We start from the raw sequence: 20,704 nt of genomic DNA, 5'->3' as shown, positions 1-20,704 counted from the left end.
TCTGCGTTCAGGACCAGGTTCGACCGGATGCCCGGCATGGGGTTCGGATGGAGCGCCCTGACGGCTCGTAGGGTTGTCGCATGGGCTACGACCTCGTCATCTTCGACAACGACGGCGTGCTGGTGGACAGTGAGCCGGTCGCCAACCGCATCCTCGCCGGATACCTGACCGAGCTGGGGCACCCGACCTCGTACGAGGAGGCGCTCCGCGACTACTTGGGGTCCGCGGTGCCCCGGGTGCACGATCTGGTTTTCGAACGGACCGGGGAGCGGCTGCCGGCCGACTTCGACGAGACGCTGTTCGCGCGGACCCGCGCCGCGTTCGAGCAGGAGCTGCGGGCCGTCCCCGGGGTGGAGGAGGTGCTCGGGGCGCTGACCGCGAGCGGGGTCGGGTACTGCCTGGTCTCGTCCAGCGGTCACGAGCGGATCCGGGTCGCGCATCAGGCGTCCGGGATCGACGGCTGGTTCGAGGAGGAGTGGATCTTCAGCGCGGAGGATGTGGGGCAGGGGAAGCCCGCGCCTGATCTGTTCCTTCACGCGGCGGATCAGATGGGGGTCGACCCGGCGCGGTGTGTGGTGATCGAGGACAGCCCGCTCGGGGTGCAGGCCGCCGTCGCCGCCGGGATGGACGTGTTCGCGTTCACCGGGATCCTGCCGGCCGACCGGATGGCCGGTGCCACCGGGTACTTCGGGGACATGAAGCAGCTGACGGGGCTGCTGGAGCTGGAAGCCGGATTGGGTATGTGATCTCTCTACCCACGGGTAGCCCACGGGCCTACGCTGTGCCGGCATGACAGCAGATGCGTGGCTGCGCCGTGGGCGTGGGGCCCTGGGGTTCAGTTTCTTCGTGCAGGGCGTGACCTTCGCCCTGCTCGTGACACGGATTCCGGCCATCCAGGACCAGTACGGGATATCCGACGGGCTGCTGCCCGCCTTCCTCGCGGCCGTGCCGATCCTCGCCGGGGTAGCGAGCGTGGCCACCGAGCATCTGGTGAAGCGGGTCTCGCCCGGCAGCGTGCTGCGGTGGGCACAGCCGCTGGTGCTGCTGTCCCTGCTGGGGGTCGGGGCCGGCAGTCAGATGTGGCATGTGGCGCTGGCGCTGGGGGCGTTCGGCCTCTCCGTGGGTGCGCTGGACGCCTCGATGAACATGCTCGGGGTCAGCCTTCAGCACGCGTACGGGCGCAGCATCATGCTGGGCTTCCACGCGGCGTACAGCCTGGGCGGGATCGTCGGGGCGTCTGCCGCCTGGGCCGGGGCGCACTGGCATCTGTCGTTGTTCACCAGCTATCTGCCGGCCGTGGTCGTGCTGTTGCCGCTCGTGGTGGCCGGGAGCCGGTTCTACGTCGGCCTGGGGAGTGGGGCGGCGCCGGGTGCCGGGCAGGAGAAGGGGCTCGGGGCCGGCGGGTTCAAGCTGTTGCTGCCGCTGTGTCTGGTGATGGCGTGTGCGTACATCGGGGACTCGACGGTGTCGAACTGGAGCGCCAAGTACCTCCAGGACGTGCTCGGGAGCTCGGAGCAGCTGGCGACCGTCCCGTACAACGTGTACATGGTGACCACGCTGATCGGGCGGGCGGTCGGGGACCTGGGTGTGCGCCGGTTCGGGGCCGTTGCCGTGGTGCGGGCCGGGACGCTGGTCGCCGCGCTGGGGTTCGGGGTGGTGGCCGCGGCGCCGGCGGCGTGGGCGGGGATGCTCGGGTTCACGCTGCTGGGGATCGGGCTGTGTGTGATCGTGCCGCAGACCTTCGCGGCGGCGGGGCGCTTGTTCCCCGGGACGTCCGACACAGCCATCGCGCGGCTGAACATCTTCAACTACGTCGGGTTCCTGATCGGGTCGCCGCTCGTCGGCGGGATCGGGGACGCCTGGAGTTACCGGGGCGCGATGCTCGTGCCGATGGCGTTGGTGCTGGTGACACTCTTCTACGCCCGCTCGTTCGGCGTGGAGGGCGCCCGATACGGTGTCGGGCATGAGCGGCCGCGGGTTGTTGATGTGGGACGAGGCGGTAACGAAGTATGACTTCGGACCGAGCCATCCGATGGATCCGGTGCGCCTGGCGCTGACCATGGGCCTGGTGCGTGCCTTCGGGCTGGATCAGGCCATGGAGGTACGGGCGGGCCGTGCCGCCGGTGATTCGACGCTGAGGCTGGTCCACCGGGAGGACTACGTCGCCGCGGTGCGCGAGGTGTCCGCCGACCCCGGGGTGGCCGACGGTTCGTACGGGCTCGGGACCATGGACGATCCGGCGTTCCACGGGATGCACGAGGCGTCCGCGCTGATCGCGGGGCAGTCGGTGGCGGCCGTGGAGGCGATCTGGCGCGGGGAGGCCCAGCACGCGGTGAATTTCGCCGGCGGGCTGCACCACGCGATGCCGGGCGGGGCGGCGGGGTTCTGCGTGTACAACGACGCGGCGCTGGCGATCGCGCGGCTGCTGGAGCTGGGGGCCGAGCGGGTGGCGTACGTGGATGTGGACGTGCACCACGGTGACGGGGTGCAGGCGGCCTTCTGGGACGACCCCCGGGTGCTGACGATTTCGATGCACGAGCATCCGCGGACGCTGTTCCCGCAGACCGGGTGGCCCGAGGAGACGGGCGGGCCGGCCGCCGAGGGGTCGGCGGTGAATGTGGCGCTGCCCGCCGGGACCGGGGACGAGGGGTGGCTGCGGGCGTTCCACTCGACGGTGCCCGAGCTGCTGGCGGATTTCCGGCCGCAGGTCCTGGTGAGCCAGCACGGGGCCGATACGCACTTCGAGGACCCACTGGCCCACTTGGCGGTGTCGCTGGACGCGCAGCGCGTCGTGCAGGAGGCCTGTCACAGGCTGGCGCACGAGTACGCGGACGGGCGGTGGCTGGCGCTGGGCGGTGGGGGCTACGCGGTGGTGGACGTCGTGCCGCGGTCGTGGACGCATCTGGTGGCTATCGCCGGGCATCGGCCGGTGGATCCGGAGTCGGATGTGCCTGAGGCGTGGCGGGCCGAGGCGTACGCGCGGACGCGGCAGGTGGCGCCGGCCCGGATGACGGATGGGCGGAGCCCGGAGTGGCGGGAATGGGACGCTGGGTACGACCCCGCGGACCGTACGGATCAGGCCGTCCTGGCCACGCGGCGGGCGGTGTTCCCGTTGCGCGGGATGCTGACGTGACGGAGCGGCGGCTGTGAAGCATCGTTACGCCAACTGTGGGGCTGTTCGCTGGAATTGATGATGCGCCGATGCCGGTGCGGGAGCATCGGAGGGTGTTGAGCACCGGCGCGCTGCGTGCGCATCTGCTGGCCGCCCGGTTGGCCGGGCCCATCGCCACTTCGCGTGAGGAGAGCCTGCGCAGTTACCGGTTGTTCGCGGCGCGTGATCCGCGGGTGCTGCTGGGGCTGGAACCGGAGTGGGGCTGGGGCGAGGGTGACCTGCTGAGGCTGATGGCGGAGAAGTGCGGGGTCTCGGCGGATCCGGCGCACGTCAGCGGGCCGGACGTGATCGATCCGGAGCGCACGGTGGCCGGGCTGGAGGCTTTCGCGGGGAGGCTGCGGGAGGCGGCGGGGCTCCGGTCGCCCGTGTTGTTCGGCACCGGTCATCCGCACCGTCTCCTGGGGTTCTACGCCAGTTTGGCTGAGGCGTTGTCGGCGGCAGGATGTGTAGTCCTCACCCCGGCGCAGGGGGCCAGTGTCGACATGGCGACCCGGTTCGGCGTACGCCCGCACCGCATCGATTACGTACGGGGTGTCGCACTGGTGCGGGAAACCGGCGCGCGGCCGGGCGGGAGTGCGACCGGCGCACACACCCATTCGCCACTGCCGGTTCGGATCGCTCTGGGGGCGGTCGCGGAGGCCGGGGGGCCGCTGCCGGGGTTGGTCGTGGGCGACCACGGGTGGGTCTGCGGTGCAGGTCAGCTGGGTGTGGACGCGATCGGGCTGGCGGATACGGATGATCCGGCGCTGTTCGTCGGGGAGGCCGAGGGGCGGGTCTCGGTGGTGGTTCCGCTTGATGACGCGGTGCGTGCGGACTACTACCGACCGCTCATTCGCTACGTGCTGGATCGGGCCAGTCTGCCGGGCGGGCAGGAGTGTCTGTAGCTCCTCTTCCCCACTCGTATCACACGCCCCTACTCTGGGAGTGAGCGTGCGACGACGAGGAGTAACCGGAGGGGAAGCCGGTGCCCGTCATGCGCGGAAGGTCAAGGTGTGTCATGGCTGCTGGCGAGAGGCCTCTCAGTGAGGTTCAGTTCCTGACCGTGGCGGAGGTTGCCTCGGTGATGCGAGTGTCGAAGATGACCGTGTACCGCCTGGTGCACAACCGTCATCTGCCCGCAATCCGGGTGGGCCGGTCCTTCCGGGTCCCCGAGAACGCGGTCCATGAGTACCTCCGAGAGTCGTATGTGGGGGTGGAGTCGGCCTGAGACTGAGGACTCAGGTCCCCGCGGACGCCCTCGGATTACAAGCTCAGAGCTTGGGCGGGTAGGCTAGGCCGACGTAGGTCGTGTGGGCCCAGACGCCCCGCACCAGTGAAGAGAAGTGAGCGAGGGTAGTCGTGGGCTCTGTTATCAAGAAGCGGCGCAAGCGGATGGCTAAGAAGAAGCACCGCAAGCTGCTCAAGCGCACCCGCGTCCAGCGCCGTAACAAGAAGTAAACGGCAGCTGTACGTGTTCTCCGCAGCCCCTCCACCATCCTGGTGGAGGGGCTGCGGTGCAGCCGGGGGCAGTCTGTCTGCTTCGGCTGTGGCTTCTACAAGGGAGGCGCTGAGCTCGTGGGGAAGGTCGTACTCGTTACCGGGGCAGCCCGGCAGCTGGGAGGCCGCTTCGTGCGGCGCATCCAGCGAGATCCGGACGTCGATCGGGTGATCGCGGTGGACGCGGTGCCTCCGCCGCACCGGCTCGGATCGGCGGAGTTCATCCGTACGGACATCCGGCAGTCGGCCATCGCCCGCGTGCTCGCCGAGCACGCCGTGGACACGGTGGTCCACCTCGCGGTCACCGGCGGGGGCGGAGCGGCGGCGGGCGGCGGACACAGTGCCGTCAAGGAAACCAACGTCATCGGGACGATGCAGCTCCTCGGGGCCTGCCAGAAGTCGCCGACGATACGGCGGATCGTGGTGAAGTCCAGTACGAGCGTGTACGGGGGCGCCTCGCGGGATCCGGCCGTGTTCACCGAGACGACGCAGCCGAAATCGCTGCCGTCGAGCGGCTTCGCCAAGGACGCCGTCGAGGTCGAGGGGTATGTACGGGGCTTCGCGCGGCGGCGGCCGGACGTGGCGGTGTGCGTACTGCGCTTCGCGAACATCCTGGGGCCCTACGCGGACTCGGCGCTCGCCGAGTACTTCTCGATGCCGGTGATGCCGACGGTGCTGGGCTATGACCCGCGGCTGCAGTTCGTGCACGAGGACGATGTGCTGGACGTGCTGCGGCTGGCGGCGCAGGAGCCGCGGCGCGGGACGCTGAACAGCGGGACCTTCAACATCGCGGGCGACGGCGTGCTGCTGCTGTCGCAGTGCTCGCGGCGGCTGGGCCGGCCGACGGTGCCGCTGCTGCTGCCCGCGGTGACGTGGGTGGGGGCGGCGCTGCGGGCGGTGGGTGTCACGGACTTCTCGCCCGAGCAGATCAGGCTGCTGACGCACGGGCGGGTCGTGGAGACCTCGCAGATGCGGGACACCCTGGGGTTCCAGCCGATGTACACGACCGCTGAGACCTTCGCGGACTTCGCGCGGAGCCGGGGGAGCGGATTGCTGCCGCCGGAGCGGGTCGGGCGGGCCGTGGACCGGGTGGCAGGGATGCTGAATGTCGACGGTGCCGGTGTGGAAGAGGGAGCGCAGCGATAGTGGCGGACGCCAAGGTCATTCCGTTCGACGAGGACCGGCCGCGGCGGCGTGTGCCGCGGCGGGTACGGGTGGCTCCGCCGGTGGAGCCTGATGCCGCGCCCGCGCCCGCGCCCGCGCCCGTGTCCGGGCCCGTGCCGGAGTCCGTGTCCGGCGCTGTGCCGGAGGCGGGCAGCTGGGACCGGCGGATCGCCGGTGGACTGGCGTTCCTGCGGCGGCGGGTCACCGGGGACTACGAGGTCGACGACTTCGGCTACGACAAGGAGCTGACGGACCAGGTCCTGATGTCCCTGATGCGGCCGCTGTTCGACAAGTACTTCCGGGTCGAGGTCAAGGGCATCGAGAACATCCCGAAGGAGGGTGGGGCGCTGATCGTGGCGAACCACTCGGGGACGCTGCCGCTCGACGGGCTGATGATGCAGGTCGCGGTGCACGACCACCATCCGGAGCGGCGGCACCTGCGGCTGCTGGCGGCGGACTTGGTGTTCATGCTGCCGGTGGTGAACGAGCTGGCGCGGAAGGCGGGGCACACGCTGGCGTGCGCGGAGGACGCGCAGCGGCTGCTGGAGGCCGGGGAGCTGGTCGGTGTGATGCCGGAGGGCTTCAAGGGGATAGGGAAGCCGTTCGGGGACCGGTACAAGCTCCAGCGGTTCGGGCGTGGGGGGTTCGTGTCCACGGCGCTGCGGGCGGGGACGCCGATCGTGCCGTGCTCGATCGTGGGGGCGGAGGAGATCTACCCCATGGTCGGCAACGCGAAGACGCTGGCGCGGTTGTTGGGGATTCCGTACTTCCCGATCACGCCGACGTTTCCTTGGCTGGGGCCGTTGGGGGCGGTGCCGTTGCCGACGAAGTGGACGATTCAGTTCGGGGAGCCGATTCCGACGGATGGGTATCCGGCGGAGGCGGCGGAGGATCCGATGCTGATGTTCAACCTCACGGATCAGGTGCGGGAGCAGATTCAGCACACGCTGTACCGGTTGCTCGTGCAGCGGCGGTCCGTCTTCTTCTGAACGGTCGGACGAACCGTCGAACCGTCAAAATGCCGACGAGGCTGGGAGGACCCAGCCTCGTCGGCATTTTTGGTGGGGACCTGCTCCGCGTCTACTCCGTGTCCTGCGCGTTGATGCCCAGGCCCGGGAGGAGACCCGGGAGCAGGGGCGGGAGGGTGATGTCCGGGGCGGGGAGGTCCGGGGTGGGGGTGGAGGTGGAGGTGGGTGGGGACTGGCCTGTGGGGGGGGTCAGGAGGTCGCCTGTGCCGCCCAGAAGGCCGCCGGGGGCCGGCGGGTGGCTGGTGCTGCCCGAGGCCGTGGGGGTGGGGCTGGTCGACGGCGCGCCGTGGGCCGGTGTTGATTGCTGCTTGGCCGCCGGGGTGCTCGGCTTGGTTGAGGATCCGGGTGCGCCGCGGGTCTGCTCCGGGAGCTTCGGGAGGAGGCTCTGGAGCGGGGCGACGTCATCGTCTATGGCCTGGAAGACCGATTCCACCTCACCGCTCACATCCGTGAGCTGCACGGGGAGCTTCTCCCGGAGCCGGCCCCACGCGTCGCGGTGCGAGCGGGAGAACGAGGACAGCGCCTGGATCGGGGCCAGCGAGCCGTCCCGTTCGTACGCCGCCTGGAGCAGCCGGTGCCCCTCCGACGCATCGTGCTTCATGCCCGCCAGTGCTCGGCGGATCTCGCCCAGGGACTCGTGGTCCAGTACGCCCGTGCGGCCGCGCTCCATCAGCCTGCGGGCTTCCGACAGGCGGTTCGAGGCCCGGTCGAGATAGAGCTCGCCCCGGTCCGAATCCTCGTCGGCCATGCCCAGCTTCAGATCCTCCATGCCCCGCTTGATCGGGTAGAGGGAGTCACCTGGCAGGGCGTCCGTACTGGCAGCGGCCACGCCGCTGAAAGCCCCCGCGGCCACACCCACGGTGAGGCCGCCCGCTGCGATGCCCTTGGACCAGCGGGAGCGGGGCCGCAATTTCCGGAGCGAGGTCGCCCGGTGGGCGCCGCGGCCGGTCCGCTGCTCGGGCACCAGAGGGTCCGAGGCGGCACCGCCCCCGGCCCTCTCCTCCAGCACCAAGGCCTCCATGGCGGCCACGAGCTGGGCTCGCTGCACCACTTTGACTTCGGCGTCCAATTGCGGGCGCGGCATTTCGCCGAGCGCGCTCGCCAAGGCCAGCAGCCGGTGGTCGGCAGGTTCGGCAGGTGCCTCGGACTGCTCGGCCGCCGGGTCCGGTGCTGAAAGGTCGGACGGGGTCCGATCCTCCAGGGCCTGGGCGAAGGCGTTCGCCCGCCGGTGCGGAGTCACGTTCGCGATCACTGGCGGCACCTCCTCTCGTCATGACGATCGACTCCCCAAGGTGACCGGAAGGTTGCCCTCCTTGAGTACATCCACCCTTTCGGGTGAGCGGCCTCAGGCAGGACGTGTCCACAGGGAGCCTGCATTCCGCACAACGAGCGGCGCGGCACTTGGGTTACGGACGAAGGATGATCGGACCACAGCGTCATCAGAGTCATCGGGAAGGGGCTACCGGTCGTATGAGGTCGGGCAGCTTCAGCGGGCGTCGTCCGGGAGGAGGCGGGCCAGCGTGCGGACCGCCCTGTACTGGAGCGTCTTGATGGCGCCCTCGTTCTTCCCCATCACCCGGGCCGTCTCGGCGACCGAGAGGCCTTGCAGGAAGCGCAGGGTCACGCACTCCTGCTGCTGCGGATTGAGTTTCCGTACGGCCTCCAGCAGGGCCGCGTTGGAGAGGGACTCGAGCACCGAGTCCTCCGGGCTGCGCTCGACCTCGTTGGCGTCGAGCATCTCGCCGGTGGTGACTTCGAGCCGGAAACGGCTGGACTTGAAGTGGTCCGCGACCAGGTTGCGGGCGATCGTCACGAGCCAGGCGCCGAAGTCGCGGCCCTGCCAGGTGAAGGTGGAGATGCGGCGCAGCGCGCGCAGAAAGGTCTCGCTGGTGAGATCCTCCGCGGTCGCCTTGCCGCCGACGCGGTAGTAGATGTACCGGTAGACGGTGTCGCTGTACTGGTCGTAGAGCCGGCCGAAGGCCTCGGCCTCGCCGGCCTGGGCGCGTTCGACCAGGTCCATCATGCGGGCCTGGTCGCTGTCCGCGGTGGGGCGGCGGGCGGTGGGTGCGCTCGTGCCGGTGGCACCGCTGCTTGAGGTTCCGGCCGCGCGACCGCGTCTGCCCACCGTCGCGCCGCCGTCGGTCAGGGCATAGCAAGGACCGGCCGGGCCGAGGCCGGCAGGGACCGCGGCGGCGAAGGCGGGGACGGCGTACGCGGTGGGGACGAAGCCGCGCAGGTGGTCGAGGACCGTTGCGCGCAGCGTAGCCAGGCCCGAGGCGTCAACCCCGACAGGTGGGTACACGGGACTCCCAGAGGCAGAGCTTCCATCACGTGCAGTGCGGGACCGTTCACCCGTCGTGGCGACAGATGGCCGGTGGCATGCGTTTGAGGAGAATAACGCTTCGTACAGGCAGCGCTACACCCAGTTGCTCAAATCACCGGTTCCGACACTTCTGTTGCGTGTCGAGGGCATATTCAGTCGCAGTTGGTGATCGTTTCTTGATCGGTTGGATGCGCGGAATGGACGCTTCCACGCTGGCTCGCGACCGAGTCGGGCATGCGTGAGTGCCCTGTCCGGCGTCCGGGTAGGGCTGGGGGAATGGCTGTGCCGCGGCAGGGCCCGGTGCGGGCCGGGGGCCGCCCGGCCGGCGCGGGGCGGTTCGGCGCAGGCGGCGGCCTGATACCGGGGCGGCCGGGGCTACTTGCGGCGGCGGTGCAGGGCGATGACGGCGGCCGTGCCGCCCGCGATCGCGCCGACCCCGGCTGCTGCCGGGACGCCGACCTTCACGGCCTTGCGGCCGGTCCGATAGTCGCGCAGCCGCCAGTCGTGTGCACGGGCATGCTTGCGCAGTTTTGTATCGGGATTGATCGCGTAAGGGTGTCCGACCAGCGACAGCATCGGAATGTCGTTGTGCGAATCGCTGTACGCGGCGCAGCGGTCGAGGTCGAGCCCCTCGGCGGCGGCCAGGGCGCGCACCGCCTCCGCCTTGGCGGGGCCGTGCAGCGGCTCGCCGACCAGCCGGCCGGTGTAGACGCCGTCGACGGACTCGGCGACGGTGCCCAGGGCGCCGGTCAGGCCGAGGCGGCGGGCGATGATCGTGGCCGTCTCCACGGGGGCGGCGGTGACGAGCCACACCTTCTGGCCGGCGTCGAGGTGGGCCTGGGCCAGGGCGCGGGTGCCCGGCCAGATCCGCTCGGCCATGTACTCGTCGTAGATCTCCTCGCCGATGCCCATGAGTTCGGAGACCTTGTGGCCCTTGACGATGGACAGCGCGCTGTCGCGGGCGTCCTGCATGTGCTCGGGGTCCTCGACGCCGGCCAGCCGGAACCAGGCCTGCTGCCAGGCGAAGCGGGCGAGCTCGCGGCGGCGGAAGAACTCGCGCTTGTAGAGGCCGCGGCCGAAGTGGAAGATCGCGGCGCCCTGCATGACGGTGTTGTCGAGGTCGAAGAAAGCGGCGGCCAGGTCGTCGCCGGCAACCGGGAACTCCGGTTCGGGCGCCTCGATGTCCGGCGCTTCGGTGACCGCCGCCGCGGCGTGTTCCGCGGGCTCCGGCGCCTCGGCCTGCGCGGTCTTGCGGGCGGCCTCGGCCGAGGCCTCGCCTGCCAGCACGCTCCGCGCGGTTGCGGAGCGTCTACGGGGGGTGAGCCATCCCAGAGCGGCCATGACGCGAGCATAGCCATTGTGTTCGGGAGTTCCCGAACCGATGGGAAACGGAGGTGTTAACACTTCGGGACGTGGAACCGCCGCGGGCGGCCGGCCGAGGGGGCGCGGGACAATGGGGGCATGAGCCCTTTGCTGCGTCGTAAGGAAAAGAAGCATCCCGGCGAGCGGTTGGTCACGCTCATCGGGAAGCCGGGGTGCCATCTCTGCGATGAGGCCCAGCTGGTGATCGAGAAGGTGTGCGCCGAAACCGGTGCACAGTGGGAGAAGAAGGACATCTCGCAGGACGAGGAGCTCTACCGGCTCCACTGGGAGCAGATCCCGGTGGTGTTGATCGACGGCGAACAGCACACCTTCTGGCGAGTGAACCCTGACCGGCTCCGTCGGGCATTGGAGGGCTGACCGTCCCGGCGGTTACCATCGTGGGCGATTTATGGGGACTCGGGGGCGTATTGATGGGGAGTGTGTACCGTTTTGCCCTCATCGGGATTTGAACGGGTTCGGCCCGTTCCCGGTTCCGCCCCCGCGTGCCCGGACCGCGTGACCCCGGTCACTTTGCTCGGACAAACCGGACACAATCTTTGTGCACGCGTTCACAAAGACATAGCCTGCATTCGACGGGGCGGTCTTGGGACAAGTGACCGCCTGCAGCCCCGCTCATCCCGCAGGAGCATCGTGGCAACTGGCCGAACTCACCGACCGGCGACCCGCAGCCGAGGTATTCCCGAGGCCACTGTCGCCCGGCTTCCGCTGTACTTGCGCGCCCTCACCGCGCTCTCCGAGCGATCGGTGCCCACGGTGTCCTCCGAGGAGCTCGCGGCCGCCGCCGGAGTCAACTCCGCGAAGCTGCGCAAAGACTTCTCGTACCTGGGGTCCTACGGGACGCGTGGAGTGGGATACGACGTCGAGTACCTCGTCTACCAGATCTCCCGCGAGCTCGGGCTGACCCAGGACTGGCCGGTCGTCATCGTCGGCATCGGTAACCTCGGCGCGGCCCTGGCCAACTACGGCGGCTTCGCCTCGCGCGGGTTCCGGGTGGCGGCGCTCATCGACGCCGATCCGGCCATGGCCGGGAAGCCGGTCGCCGGCATGCCCGTACAGCACACCGATGATCTGGAGAAGATCATCGAGGACAACGGTGTCTCGATCGGTGTCATCGCGACGCCGGCGGGGGCGGCGCAGCAGGTGAGCGAGCGGCTGATCGCGGCCGGGGTCACCTCCATTCTGAACTTCGCGCCGACCGTTCTCTCCGTGCCCGACGGGGTGGACGTGCGGAAGGTCGACCTTTCGATCGAGCTGCAGATCCTGGCGTTCCACGAGCAGCGCAAGGCCGGGGAGGAAGCGGCTGCGGCCGCCTCCGACGCGGGTGTGGGCGCGGGGGCCGGTACCGGCACCGGTGCCGCGCCGGCCGCCGCCGTGGAGCCGCCGGCCGGGCGGGCCGCCGCGGCCGCGCGCAAGGGCGGTCCCGAGGGTGACGTGCCGGCGGTGATGCCGGCATGAGTCTGCTCGTTGTTGGGCTGAGTCATCGCAGCGCGCCGGTGAGCGTGCTGGAGCGGGCCTCGCTGTCCGTCGACGCCAAGGTGAAGCTGCTGCACGACACGCTGGCGGCGGAGCCGGCGGCCGAGGCGACGCTGCTCGCCACCTGCAACCGGATCGAGCTGTACGCGGACGTGGACAAGTTCCACGCGGGTGTGGCCGAGCTGTCGACGCTGTTGGCGCAGCACAGTGGGGTGGCTCTGGAGGAGCTCACTCCGTATCTGTACGTGCACTACGAGGACCGGGCGGTGCACCACCTGTTCTCGGTGGCGTGCGGGCTGGACTCGATGGTGGTCGGCGAGGGGCAGATCCTCGGGCAGATCAAGGACGCGTTGGCGCTGGGGCAGGAGCTGCACACCGCCGGGCGTCTGATCAATGATCTTTTCCAGCAGGCGCTGAGGGTCGGTAAGCGGGCGCACTCGGAGACCGGGATCGACCGGGCCGGGCAGTCGCTGGTGACCTTCGGGCTGGAGCAGCTGGCCGTGCACCTCCCGGTGGGGGAGTGGGCCGCGGGCAAGCGGGCGCTGGTGATCGGTGCCGGGTCGATGTCCTCGCTGGCGGCGGCGACGCTGGCGCGGGTCGGTGTCGCCGAGATCGTGGTGGCGAACCGGACCGCGGAGCGGGCGGAGCGGTTGGTCGACATTCTGGTTGCCTCGGGCACCGGGGTGGGGGCTCGGGCCGTTGCGATGGCCGCTGTCGCCGATGAGTTGACACGAGTCGATGTGGTGGTGTCCTGCACCGGGGCCACCGGGTTGGTGCTGACCGGGGACGACGTGGCCGCGGCCGTCGCCGTTGCCGGGGCCGGGGCCGGGGGCCCTGCGGGGCTCGTCCCCTCCCCGCCCCTTCCCGATTCCCGGGGCGCCGCCCCGGACCCCGCGCCTCAAACGCCGGCGAGGCTGGACGGTGCGCCGGCCGGGCTGGATCCCGAGGTTGTGGCCCGGTTGGTCGCTGCCGCCGAGGCCGGTGGGCGGCTGGCCGATGCCGGGGCCGCTCGGACCATCAGTGCCGGGCAGCAGGTGGAGGGTTGTCCGGTCGGGGACGGGCGCTCCGCGCTCACCGGGGTGGACGCCAACTCCCTTGAGCTGCACGGGACCTGGGCCGATCAAGGTGAGGCCGCCGCGCAGCGGCAGCCGCGCCGCGGGGTGCGGGCGCAGGTCGACGGGACCGACATCCGGCTCGCGCTGCTCGACTTGGCCATGCCCCGCGACATCGATGCCGCCGTGCACCGGATCCCCGGGGTGCGGCTGGTCGACATCGAGTCCCTGGCGGGGGCTTCCGCCGACGCGCCGATGGCGGCCGACGTGGACGCCGTCCGCGGGATCGTCGCCGAGGAAGTGGCCGCCTTCGGGGCGGCCCAGCGGGCCGCGCACATCACGCCCACCGTCGTGGCCCTGCGGGCCATGGCAGCCGAGGTCGTCGCCATGGAAGTGGCGCGGCTCGACGGGCGGGTCCCCGATCTCGACGAGCGGCAGCGGGCTGAGGTCACTCAGACCGTGCGCCGGGTCGTCGACAAGCTCCTGCACGCGCCGACCGTGCGCGTCAAGCAGCTCGCGAGCGAGCCCGGCGGCGCCGGGTACGCGGAGGCGCTGCGCGAACTCTTCGACCTCGACCCTCAGACGGTGGCCTCCGTCAGCCGGGCGGACGTGGCCGATCCGAAGAACGACGACCCAGGACGGGCATCATGAACACACGTCCCGACCAGCCGCTCCGGCTTGGCACGCGACGGAGCAAGCTGGCCATGACCCAGTCCGGCCATGTCGCCGACGCGGTACGGGCGGCCACCGGCCGGTCCGTCGAGCTCGTGGAGATCACGACCTACGGCGATGTGTCGCGGGAGCACCTGGCGCAGATAGGGGGGACCGGGGTATTCGTCACCGCCCTGCGTGACGCCCTGCTGCGCGGGGAGGTCGACTTCGCCGTGCACTCGCTGAAGGACCTGCCGACCACGCAGCCCGAGGAGCTGGTCATCGCGGCCATGCCGAAGCGGGAGGACGCGCGTGACGCGCTCGTCGCCCGTGACGGCCTGACCTTCGAGCAGCTGCCCGACGGTGCGCGGATCGGTACCGGTTCGCCGCGCCGCATGGCGCAGCTCCACGCGTACGCCAGGAGCCTGGGGAAGGTCATCGAGACCGTTCCCGTCCGGGGCAACGTCGACACCCGGATCGGGTTCGTGCGGGAGGGTGAACTCGATGCCGTCGTGCTCGCCGCCGCCGGGCTCAACCGGATAGGGCGGGGTGACGAGGCGACCGAGCTGTTGTCCGTCGACAACGTGCTGCCCGCGCCCGGCCAGGGGGCCCTGGCCGTGGAGTGCCTCGCGTCCAACGCGGAGCTCATCGCCGTGCTCGGAGAGCTCGACGACCCGTACACCCGGGCCGCCGTGACCGCCGAGCGATCCCTGCTCGCCGCCCTGGAGGCCGGCTGCAGTGCCCCTGTGGGCGCGCTCGCCGACCTGTTGGCCGACGGGCAGATTGTCAATGAAATGCGCCTGCGCGGCGTCGTCGGAACCCTCGACGGCTCGACGCTGGTGCAGCTGTCCACCACCGGTCCCGTGCCCCAGTCTTACGACGAGGCCATGGCGCTCGGCCGCGAACTCGCGGACGAGATGCTGGCCAAGGGCGCGGCCGGTCTTATGGGGGAGCGATCGCTTTGAACCCCTCAAGTCCCACCACCTCCGCTTTTCCGGCGGTCGCCGCCCACGGGCACGTCACCTTCCTCGGTGCCGGCCCCGGTGACCCGGGTCTGCTGACGCTGCGCGCCGTCGAGGCGCTCGCCTCCGCGGACGTACTGATCGCGGAGCCCGAGGTGCTCGAGGTCGTACGTACGCATGCGCGCGCAGGTGTCGACACGCCGCAGCTGACGATCGCTGACGAACTGTCAGCGGCCGCCGGTATCCCGGCGATCCGGGACGCCGCCAATCTTGTCATGGAGGCCGCACGGTCCGGCAGGCGGGTGGTGCGTGCCGTCACGGGCGACCCCGGCCTCGACGGGAACGCGGCCGAGGAGATGCTCGCCTGTGCCACCGAGGGGATCCCCTTCGAGGTGGTGCCCGGTGTCGCGACCGCCGTCGGCGTGCCCGCGTACGCCGGTGTGCCGCTGCGCGGCCGGCAGGGCGCGGACGTGCGGTTCGTGGACGCCCGCAACGCCTCGGCGCGGTGCTGGAGCGAGGTGGGCGCGAGTGATGGCGTCCTCGTCGTCTCGGCGACGCTGGAGACGGTGTCGAGCGCGGCCGCCGAGCTGGTGTCGGCCGGGCGGAAGCCCGATACGCCGCTCACCGTGACCGTGGGCGGTACGACGACCCGGCAGCGGACCTGGTCCGCGACGCTCGGGACGATCGCCCAGGTGTTCAAGCAGGGCAAGGTGCTCCCGTCGCCCGAGGGCGCCCGGCCGGTCATAGCCGTGGTCGGTGAGCACGGCGCCGCGGCGCGGCGCGAGGAGCTGGCCTGGTTCGAGTCGAAGCCGCTGTTCGGCTGGCGGGTGCTCGTGCCGCGCACCAAGGAGCAGGCCGCTTCGCTCTCCGACCAGCTTCGTTCGTACGGCGCGGTGCCCCACGAGGTGCCGACCATCGCCGTGGAGCCCCCGCGCACCCCGCAGCAGATGGAGCGGGCCGTGAAGGGGCTCGTCACCGGACGCTACGAGTGGATCGCCTTCACCTCGGTGAACGCCGTGAAGGCGGTGCGCGAGAAGTTCGAGGAGTACGGGCTGGACGCGCGGGCCTTCGCGGGCATCAAGGTCGCCGCGGTGGGCGAGCAGACCGCGGCCGCGCTGGTGGAGTTCGGCGTGAAGCCGGACCTGGTGCCGAGCGGCGAGCAGTCCGCGGCCGGGCTGCTGGAGGACTGGCCGCCGTACGACCCGGTCTTCGACCCGATCGACCGTGTCTTCCTGCCGCGCGCCGACATCGCGACCGAGACGCTGGTCGCGGGCCTGATAGAGCTCGGGTGGGAGGTCGACGACGTGACGGCCTACCGGACCGTGCGGGCTTCGCCGCCGCCGTCGGACACGCGTGAGGCGATCAAGGGCGGCGGCTTCGACGCCGTGCTCTTCACCTCGTCGAGCACCGTGCGCAACCTGGTGGGTATCGCCGGCAAGCCGCACAACGTGACCGTCATCGCGTGCATCGGGCCGGCGACGGCCAAGACGGCGGAGGAGCACGGCCTGCGGGTCGACGTCCTGTCGCCGGAGCCGAGCGTGTCCAAGCTGGCGGAGGCGCTGGCCGAGTACGGGGCGGCGCGCCGCGAGGCGGCCAAGGAGGCCGGCGAGACGGTGTCCCGGCCGAGCGAGCGGCGACCGGGCGCGCGCAGGCGTCGTACGACGTGAGCTGAGTTCGAGGGGTGGGGCCCGGGTGCGTGAGCACCCGGGCCCTACGCTTGGGGCGAGTGTTTCAAACGTCGAAGAGCTCGAAGAGGCGACTTTAGATGAGCGCGTACGGATCCTTCCCCGGCTCGCGGCCCCGTCGGCTGCGCACCACCCCGGCGATGCGACGGATGGTCGCGGAGACCCGGCTGCACCCCTCGGACCTGATCCTCCCGGCGTTCGTCCGGGAGGGCATCAGCGAGCCCCTGGCCATCTCGGCGATGCCGGGCGTGGTCCAGCACACCCGGGACACGCTGCGGAAGGCCGCCGTGGAGGCGGTCGAGGCGGGCGTCGCGGGGATCATGCTCTACGGGGTCCCGGCCGACGAGAACAAGGACGCGCTGGGCACGGCGGGCACCGAGCCGGACGGGATCCTGCAGGTCGCGATCCGCGACGTGAAGGCGGAGGTGGGCGACGATCTGGTGATCATGTCCGACCTGTGTCTGGACGAGTACACGGACCACGGCCACTGCGGGGTGCTGGACGAGCACGGGCGCGTGGACAACGACGCGACGCTGGAGCGGTACGCCGAGATGGCGCAGGTGCAGGCCGACGCGGGCGTCCACGTGGTCGGTCCGAGCGGGATGATGGACGGTCAGGTCGGCGTGATCCGCGACGCGCTGGACGAGACGGGCCACGAGGACGTGTCGATCCTGGCGTACACGGCGAAGTACTCCTCCGCGTTCTACGGTCCGTTCCGCGAGGCCGTCGCCTCCTCCCTCCAGGGCGACCGCAAGACGTACCAGCAGGACCCGGCGAACGCCCGGGAGTCGCTGCGGGAGCTGGCGCTGGACCTGGAGGAGGGCGCCGACATGGTCATGGTCAAGCCGGCGGGCCCGTACCTGGACATCCTGTACCGGGTCGCGCAGGCGGTGGACGTGCCGGTGGCCGCGTACCAGATCAGCGGAGAGTTCGCGATGATCGAGGCGGCGGCGGAGAAGGGCTGGATCGAGCGCGACCGGGCGATCCTGGAGACGCTGCTCGGCATCAAGCGGGCGGGCGCGGACACGATCCTGACGTACTGGGCGACCGAGGTCGCGGGCTGGCTGCGGCAGGAGCGCTGAGGTTCCGCCCGTACAGGGCGGGGTCGCAGGGGTGGGTGGGATCCGGGGCGGCTGAACCGCCCCGGACCCTCCCCCGGGTCCAGTGTGACCAAAACCCGGGATTATTGGAATAGATTTCTAGAAGAGATTTCTAGTCCGGCTTCTGCTCTACCCTGGCGGGCATGGCGAAGCAGCAGCGGGGCGAGGCCACCGTCGACCAACTCCTGACGTCGGCACTGCGCGTGTACGCGACGTCGGGACAGCAGGGCTTCACCGTCAGCGCCGTCGTCAAGGCCAGCGGGGTCAGCCTCGGCAGCCTCTACCACCACTTCGGCAGCTTCGACGGGCTCGCCGCCGCGCTCTACATCCGGTGCATGGGCGAGCTGTTCGACGAGATGGTGGCCGCCCTGGAGCGCTCCCGCACCGCCCGTACGGGCATCCGCAACTTCGTGCACGCCTACCTGCGGTTCACCCGGGAGCGCCGGGACGCCGCCCTGTTCCTCCACGCCTCCGCCTACTCCGGCTACCTGGCCGTGCACGCCGAGGAGATCCGCGCCGCCAAGGAGGCCAAACTGGCCCCGGTGGTCCAGTGGGTGGGCGCCCGGATGATGAAGGGCGAGATCGCGCCATTGCCCGCGGCGGTGATCGAGGTACTGGTCCTCGGCCCGCCCGGCGAGGCCGCGCGGCGCTGGCTGGCCGACACCTACGACGTCGACCTCGACGAGATCGCGCGGTACCTGCCCGATGCCATCTGGCGGTCGCTGCGCCCCGAATGATCACGCCGCGGGTCCGGCCCGGCGTGGCACCCGGGTCGGCGGATGTGCGCCCTTCATAAAGAGAACGTAAATACATGATCGCGGCGTACAACCCTCCAGCCCCTGACGTGATCTGACCTCTTGATCATGTAATCCGCGCCGGACTGCAGTCCGGGAGCGGCGCCTGCCATCCTCCGGCCCGGGGAAGCCGAGACGGGAAGCGGCGGGCTGGAACCATCACAGGGGGAACGTTTTCGTGCGTCAAAACAGAGCCGGCGTGGCCGCACCGAGGGCGGCCGCCACCTTCGCCGCCTTGAGCCTGACGGCCACCGGGCTGACCCTGGCCGGCGCAGGGACCGCGCAGGCCGCCACCGTCCCCTTCACCTCCGCCTTGAACAGCACGTCCATCAGCGCGGACGCCGATCCCTCCACGGCGGACTTCGACGGCACCGGGGCCAGCCTGTCGGCCTCCGACCTGGACAACGCCGGATGGACCCGCGGCGCGCGGATCACCGTGAACGGGACCACATACACCCGGCCCGACGTGGCACCCGGCCAGCCCGACAACGTGCTGGCCACCGGCCAGAGGGTGGCGGTCTCCGGTACCGGCAACGCCGTCGGTTTCCTGGCGTCCGCCACGCGCGGCCCGGTCTCCGCCACCGGAAAGATCACCTACAGCGACGGCACCACCTCCGCCTACACGCTCGCCGTGGACGACTGGAAGACGGGCAGCGCCGTCACCGCCGCCGTCACCCTCCCGCACGCCAACACCCGGGGCGGGCAGCAGAACGGCCCCGTCCGGCTGTACGGCGTCACGGTCCCGGTCACCCCGGGCAAGAAGGTGGCCTCGGTCACCCTGCCCAAGGCGTCCGCCACCGTGACCGGGACGAGCCCCGCCCTGCACGTCTACTCCGTGGCCGTCCGCACCACCCCCGCCGCGCCCGGCAAGAAGACCTGGACCGGCAGCTGGGCCGCCTCCTTCGGCTCCGCGCCGGCCATCGTGCCCGCCAAGGACTGGCGCGACCAGACGTTCCGGATGGTCGTCAACCCCCACACCACCGGCGGCACCGCCCGCATCCGCTTCGCGAACACCTTCTCCCCCACCCCGGTCGTGTTCGGCCACGCCACGGTCGCCACCCAGAAGACCGGAGCGACCGCCACCACGGCCCCCGTGTCCCTGACCTTCGGCGGGAGCCAGCAGGTCACCATCCCGGCGGGCGGCGAGGTCTTCAGCGACCCCGTCACCTTCCCCGTCACCGCGGGCCGGAACCTGCTGGTCAGCATCCACCTGCCGGGTCCGGTGACCGCCGCGCCCGTCCACGAGTACGCCCTGACCACCTCGTACAGCACGAGCCGACTGGCCGGCGATCACACCGCGGACAGCGCCGCGACGTCCTTCCCCGGCACCATCGCGTACTGGACCTTCCTCAGCGGCATCGACGTCGCCACCACCGGCAACCCCGGCACCATCGTCGCCCTGGGCGACTCCCAGACCGACGGCGGCCACTCGACGCGGGACGCCAACCGTCGCTGGCCCGACTACTACGCCGCCATCCTGCGCGCCACACCCGGCGCACCCGGCGTGCTCAACGAGGGGATCTCCGCCAACGAAGTCCTCCGGAACCGCATCATCGTCCCGGCCTCGCCGAGCGCCCTCAACCGCCTGGACCGTGACGTCTTCTCGCAGACCAACGTCCGCACCGTCGTCCTCTACGAAGGCATCAACGACATCGTGCAGGACTCCGACGCGGCCGCCATGCAGGACGGCATCCGCCGGATCGCCGCGCAGTCCCGCGCCCGCGGCCTGCGCATCGTCGTCGCCACCATCCCCGCGTTCGCCGGCTACTCCGGCTACAGCGACGGCCGTGAGGACATCCGCCAGGCCATCAACGCCTACATCCGTACGACCGGCGACATCGACAGCTACATCGACTTCGACCTCGTCACGCGTGACCCGGACATGCCCCACGTGCTCCGCGACGGCCTCGCCGACCCCGCGGACCACCTGCACTTCAACGACGCCGGTACGAAGCTGCTCGCCGAGACGCTCGCCGCGGCCACCAACGGCACCGCGGTGCGCACGTCCCAGTCCACCGCCGCCGACTTCGACGGCGACAAGGTGGCCGACCTCATCGCGCGGGAGGACGCCACCGGGACCCTGAAGATGTGGCGGGGCAAGGGAGACGGAACCCTCGCCGCGGAGACCGCGCTCACCACCGGCTGGCGCCCCTACTCCCAGACCACGGCGGGTGACTTCACGAGCGACGGGAAGGCGGACCTCATCGCCCGCGACGGCTCGGGCAACCTGCTGCTGTGGGTCGGTAACGGGGACGGCACCTTCAAGCGGGCCGTCACCCTGACGGACGGCTGGTACTTCCCGCAGACCGCTGCCGGGGACTTCAACGCCGACGGCAAGGTCGACCTCGTAGCCAAGGACTCCGCGAGCAATCTCAAGATGTGGCTCGGCAACGGCGACGGCACCTTCGCACGTCCCTCCACCCTCACCGGGGGCTGGGACT

The 20,704-nt window shown here is 70.8% G+C and carries 19 protein-coding genes; 16 read left to right on the top strand and 3 right to left on the bottom strand.

Annotated features, from left to right (window positions below; genetic code table 11):
* The first annotated feature begins 80 nt into the window (after window positions 1-80).
* The 8 genes from J7I97_RS29845 to J7I97_RS29810 all read left to right on the top strand — a co-directional run bounded on the left by J7I97_RS29845 (window position 81) and on the right by J7I97_RS29810 (window position 6,801).
* Window positions 81-746: an HAD family phosphatase gene (locus J7I97_RS29845; RefSeq protein WP_214940977.1), complete on the top strand. Its 666-nt coding sequence runs from the start codon at window positions 81-83 to the stop codon at window positions 744-746.
* 43 nt (window positions 747-789) lie between these two features.
* Entirely contained in the window at window positions 790-2,013 is a 1,224-nt protein-coding gene (locus J7I97_RS29840; RefSeq protein WP_214940974.1) for an MFS transporter, read from the top strand.
* A complete protein-coding gene (locus J7I97_RS29835; protein ID WP_214940971.1) occupies window positions 1,964-3,133 on the top strand; it encodes an acetoin utilization protein AcuC in 1,170 nt (389 codons plus the stop codon). The genes J7I97_RS29840 and J7I97_RS29835 overlap by 50 nt, the downstream gene beginning before the upstream one ends.
* 92 nt (window positions 3,134-3,225) lie before the next feature.
* On the top strand, window positions 3,226-4,056 hold the full coding sequence (locus J7I97_RS29830) for a phosphatase (RefSeq protein WP_214940979.1): 831 nt from the start codon (window positions 3,226-3,228) through the stop codon (window positions 4,054-4,056).
* Window positions 4,057-4,169: 113 nt separating this feature from the next.
* Entirely contained in the window at window positions 4,170-4,379 is a 210-nt protein-coding gene (locus J7I97_RS29825; protein ID WP_214940968.1) for a helix-turn-helix domain-containing protein, read from the top strand.
* A gap of 131 nt (window positions 4,380-4,510) precedes the next feature.
* Window positions 4,511-4,609 (top strand): 30S ribosomal protein bS22, encoded by a 99-nt coding sequence (locus tag J7I97_RS29820; protein WP_003948845.1) that lies wholly within the window; start codon window positions 4,511-4,513, stop codon window positions 4,607-4,609.
* Between the two features lie 117 nt (window positions 4,610-4,726).
* A complete protein-coding gene (locus J7I97_RS29815; protein WP_214940965.1) occupies window positions 4,727-5,794 on the top strand; it encodes an NAD-dependent epimerase/dehydratase family protein in 1,068 nt (355 codons plus the stop codon).
* Complete coding sequence (locus J7I97_RS29810; protein WP_214940962.1) at window positions 5,794-6,801, top strand: lysophospholipid acyltransferase family protein; 1,008 nt, start codon at window positions 5,794-5,796, stop codon at window positions 6,799-6,801. Before J7I97_RS29815 ends, J7I97_RS29810 begins: the two co-directional genes overlap by 1 nt.
* 91 nt (window positions 6,802-6,892) lie before the next feature.
* Here J7I97_RS29810 and J7I97_RS29805 read toward each other — a convergent pair whose 3' ends face one another.
* From J7I97_RS29805 to J7I97_RS29795, 3 genes are all read right to left on the bottom strand, one after another.
* Window positions 6,893-8,092 carry a DUF5667 domain-containing protein gene (locus tag J7I97_RS29805; protein WP_214940959.1) on the bottom strand — a complete coding sequence of 400 codons (1,200 nt, stop codon included), beginning with the start codon at window positions 8,090-8,092 and terminating at the stop codon, window positions 6,893-6,895.
* Between the two features lie 234 nt (window positions 8,093-8,326).
* A complete protein-coding gene (locus tag J7I97_RS29800) occupies window positions 8,327-9,142 on the bottom strand; it encodes an ECF subfamily RNA polymerase sigma factor, BldN family (RefSeq protein WP_214940956.1) in 816 nt (271 codons plus the stop codon).
* 396 nt (window positions 9,143-9,538) lie between these two features.
* Window positions 9,539-10,504, bottom strand: a complete 966-nt coding sequence (locus J7I97_RS29795) for an HAD family phosphatase (protein ID WP_214940953.1) — start codon at window positions 10,502-10,504, stop codon at window positions 9,539-9,541.
* 120 nt (window positions 10,505-10,624) lie between these two features.
* Here J7I97_RS29795 and J7I97_RS29790 point away from each other — a divergent pair, with 120 nt between their 5' ends.
* From J7I97_RS29790 to J7I97_RS29755, 8 genes are all read left to right on the top strand, one after another.
* Window positions 10,625-10,903 carry a glutaredoxin family protein gene (locus tag J7I97_RS29790; RefSeq protein WP_214940950.1) on the top strand — a complete coding sequence of 93 codons (279 nt, stop codon included), beginning with the start codon at window positions 10,625-10,627 and terminating at the stop codon, window positions 10,901-10,903.
* Window positions 10,904-11,176: 273 nt separating this feature from the next.
* Window positions 11,177-12,001: a redox-sensing transcriptional repressor Rex gene (locus tag J7I97_RS29785; protein WP_214940947.1), complete on the top strand. Its 825-nt coding sequence runs from the start codon at window positions 11,177-11,179 to the stop codon at window positions 11,999-12,001.
* Window positions 11,998-13,722 (top strand): glutamyl-tRNA reductase, encoded by a 1,725-nt coding sequence (locus J7I97_RS29780; protein WP_214940944.1) that lies wholly within the window; start codon window positions 11,998-12,000, stop codon window positions 13,720-13,722. The genes J7I97_RS29785 and J7I97_RS29780 overlap by 4 nt, the downstream gene beginning before the upstream one ends.
* The gene (gene hemC / locus J7I97_RS29775) at window positions 13,719-14,687 is read left to right on the top strand and encodes a hydroxymethylbilane synthase (RefSeq protein WP_214940942.1); all 969 of its coding nucleotides are present in this window, start codon (window positions 13,719-13,721) and stop codon (window positions 14,685-14,687) included. The genes J7I97_RS29780 and hemC overlap by 4 nt, the downstream gene beginning before the upstream one ends.
* Window positions 14,684-16,351, top strand: a complete 1,668-nt coding sequence (locus J7I97_RS29770; RefSeq protein WP_214940941.1) for a bifunctional uroporphyrinogen-III C-methyltransferase/uroporphyrinogen-III synthase — start codon at window positions 14,684-14,686, stop codon at window positions 16,349-16,351. Before hemC ends, J7I97_RS29770 begins: the two co-directional genes overlap by 4 nt.
* 98 nt (window positions 16,352-16,449) lie before the next feature.
* On the top strand, window positions 16,450-17,451 hold the full coding sequence (hemB, locus tag J7I97_RS29765; RefSeq protein WP_214940939.1) for a porphobilinogen synthase: 1,002 nt from the start codon (window positions 16,450-16,452) through the stop codon (window positions 17,449-17,451).
* 161 nt (window positions 17,452-17,612) lie between these two features.
* Window positions 17,613-18,206, top strand: a complete 594-nt coding sequence (locus J7I97_RS29760; protein WP_214940937.1) for a TetR/AcrR family transcriptional regulator — start codon at window positions 17,613-17,615, stop codon at window positions 18,204-18,206.
* 256 nt (window positions 18,207-18,462) lie between these two features.
* The coding region (locus tag J7I97_RS29755) for a GDSL-type esterase/lipase family protein (RefSeq protein WP_214940935.1) at window positions 18,463-20,704 on the top strand (2,242 nt) is incomplete at its 3' end.

It is taken from the genome of Streptomyces sp. ISL-87, from assembly GCF_018614095.1.
GTDB lineage: Bacteria > Actinomycetota > Actinomycetes > Streptomycetales > Streptomycetaceae > Streptomyces.
Note: the sequence above shows the minus strand (reverse complement) of the source record. Positions and strands in the feature narration are given on the sequence as shown.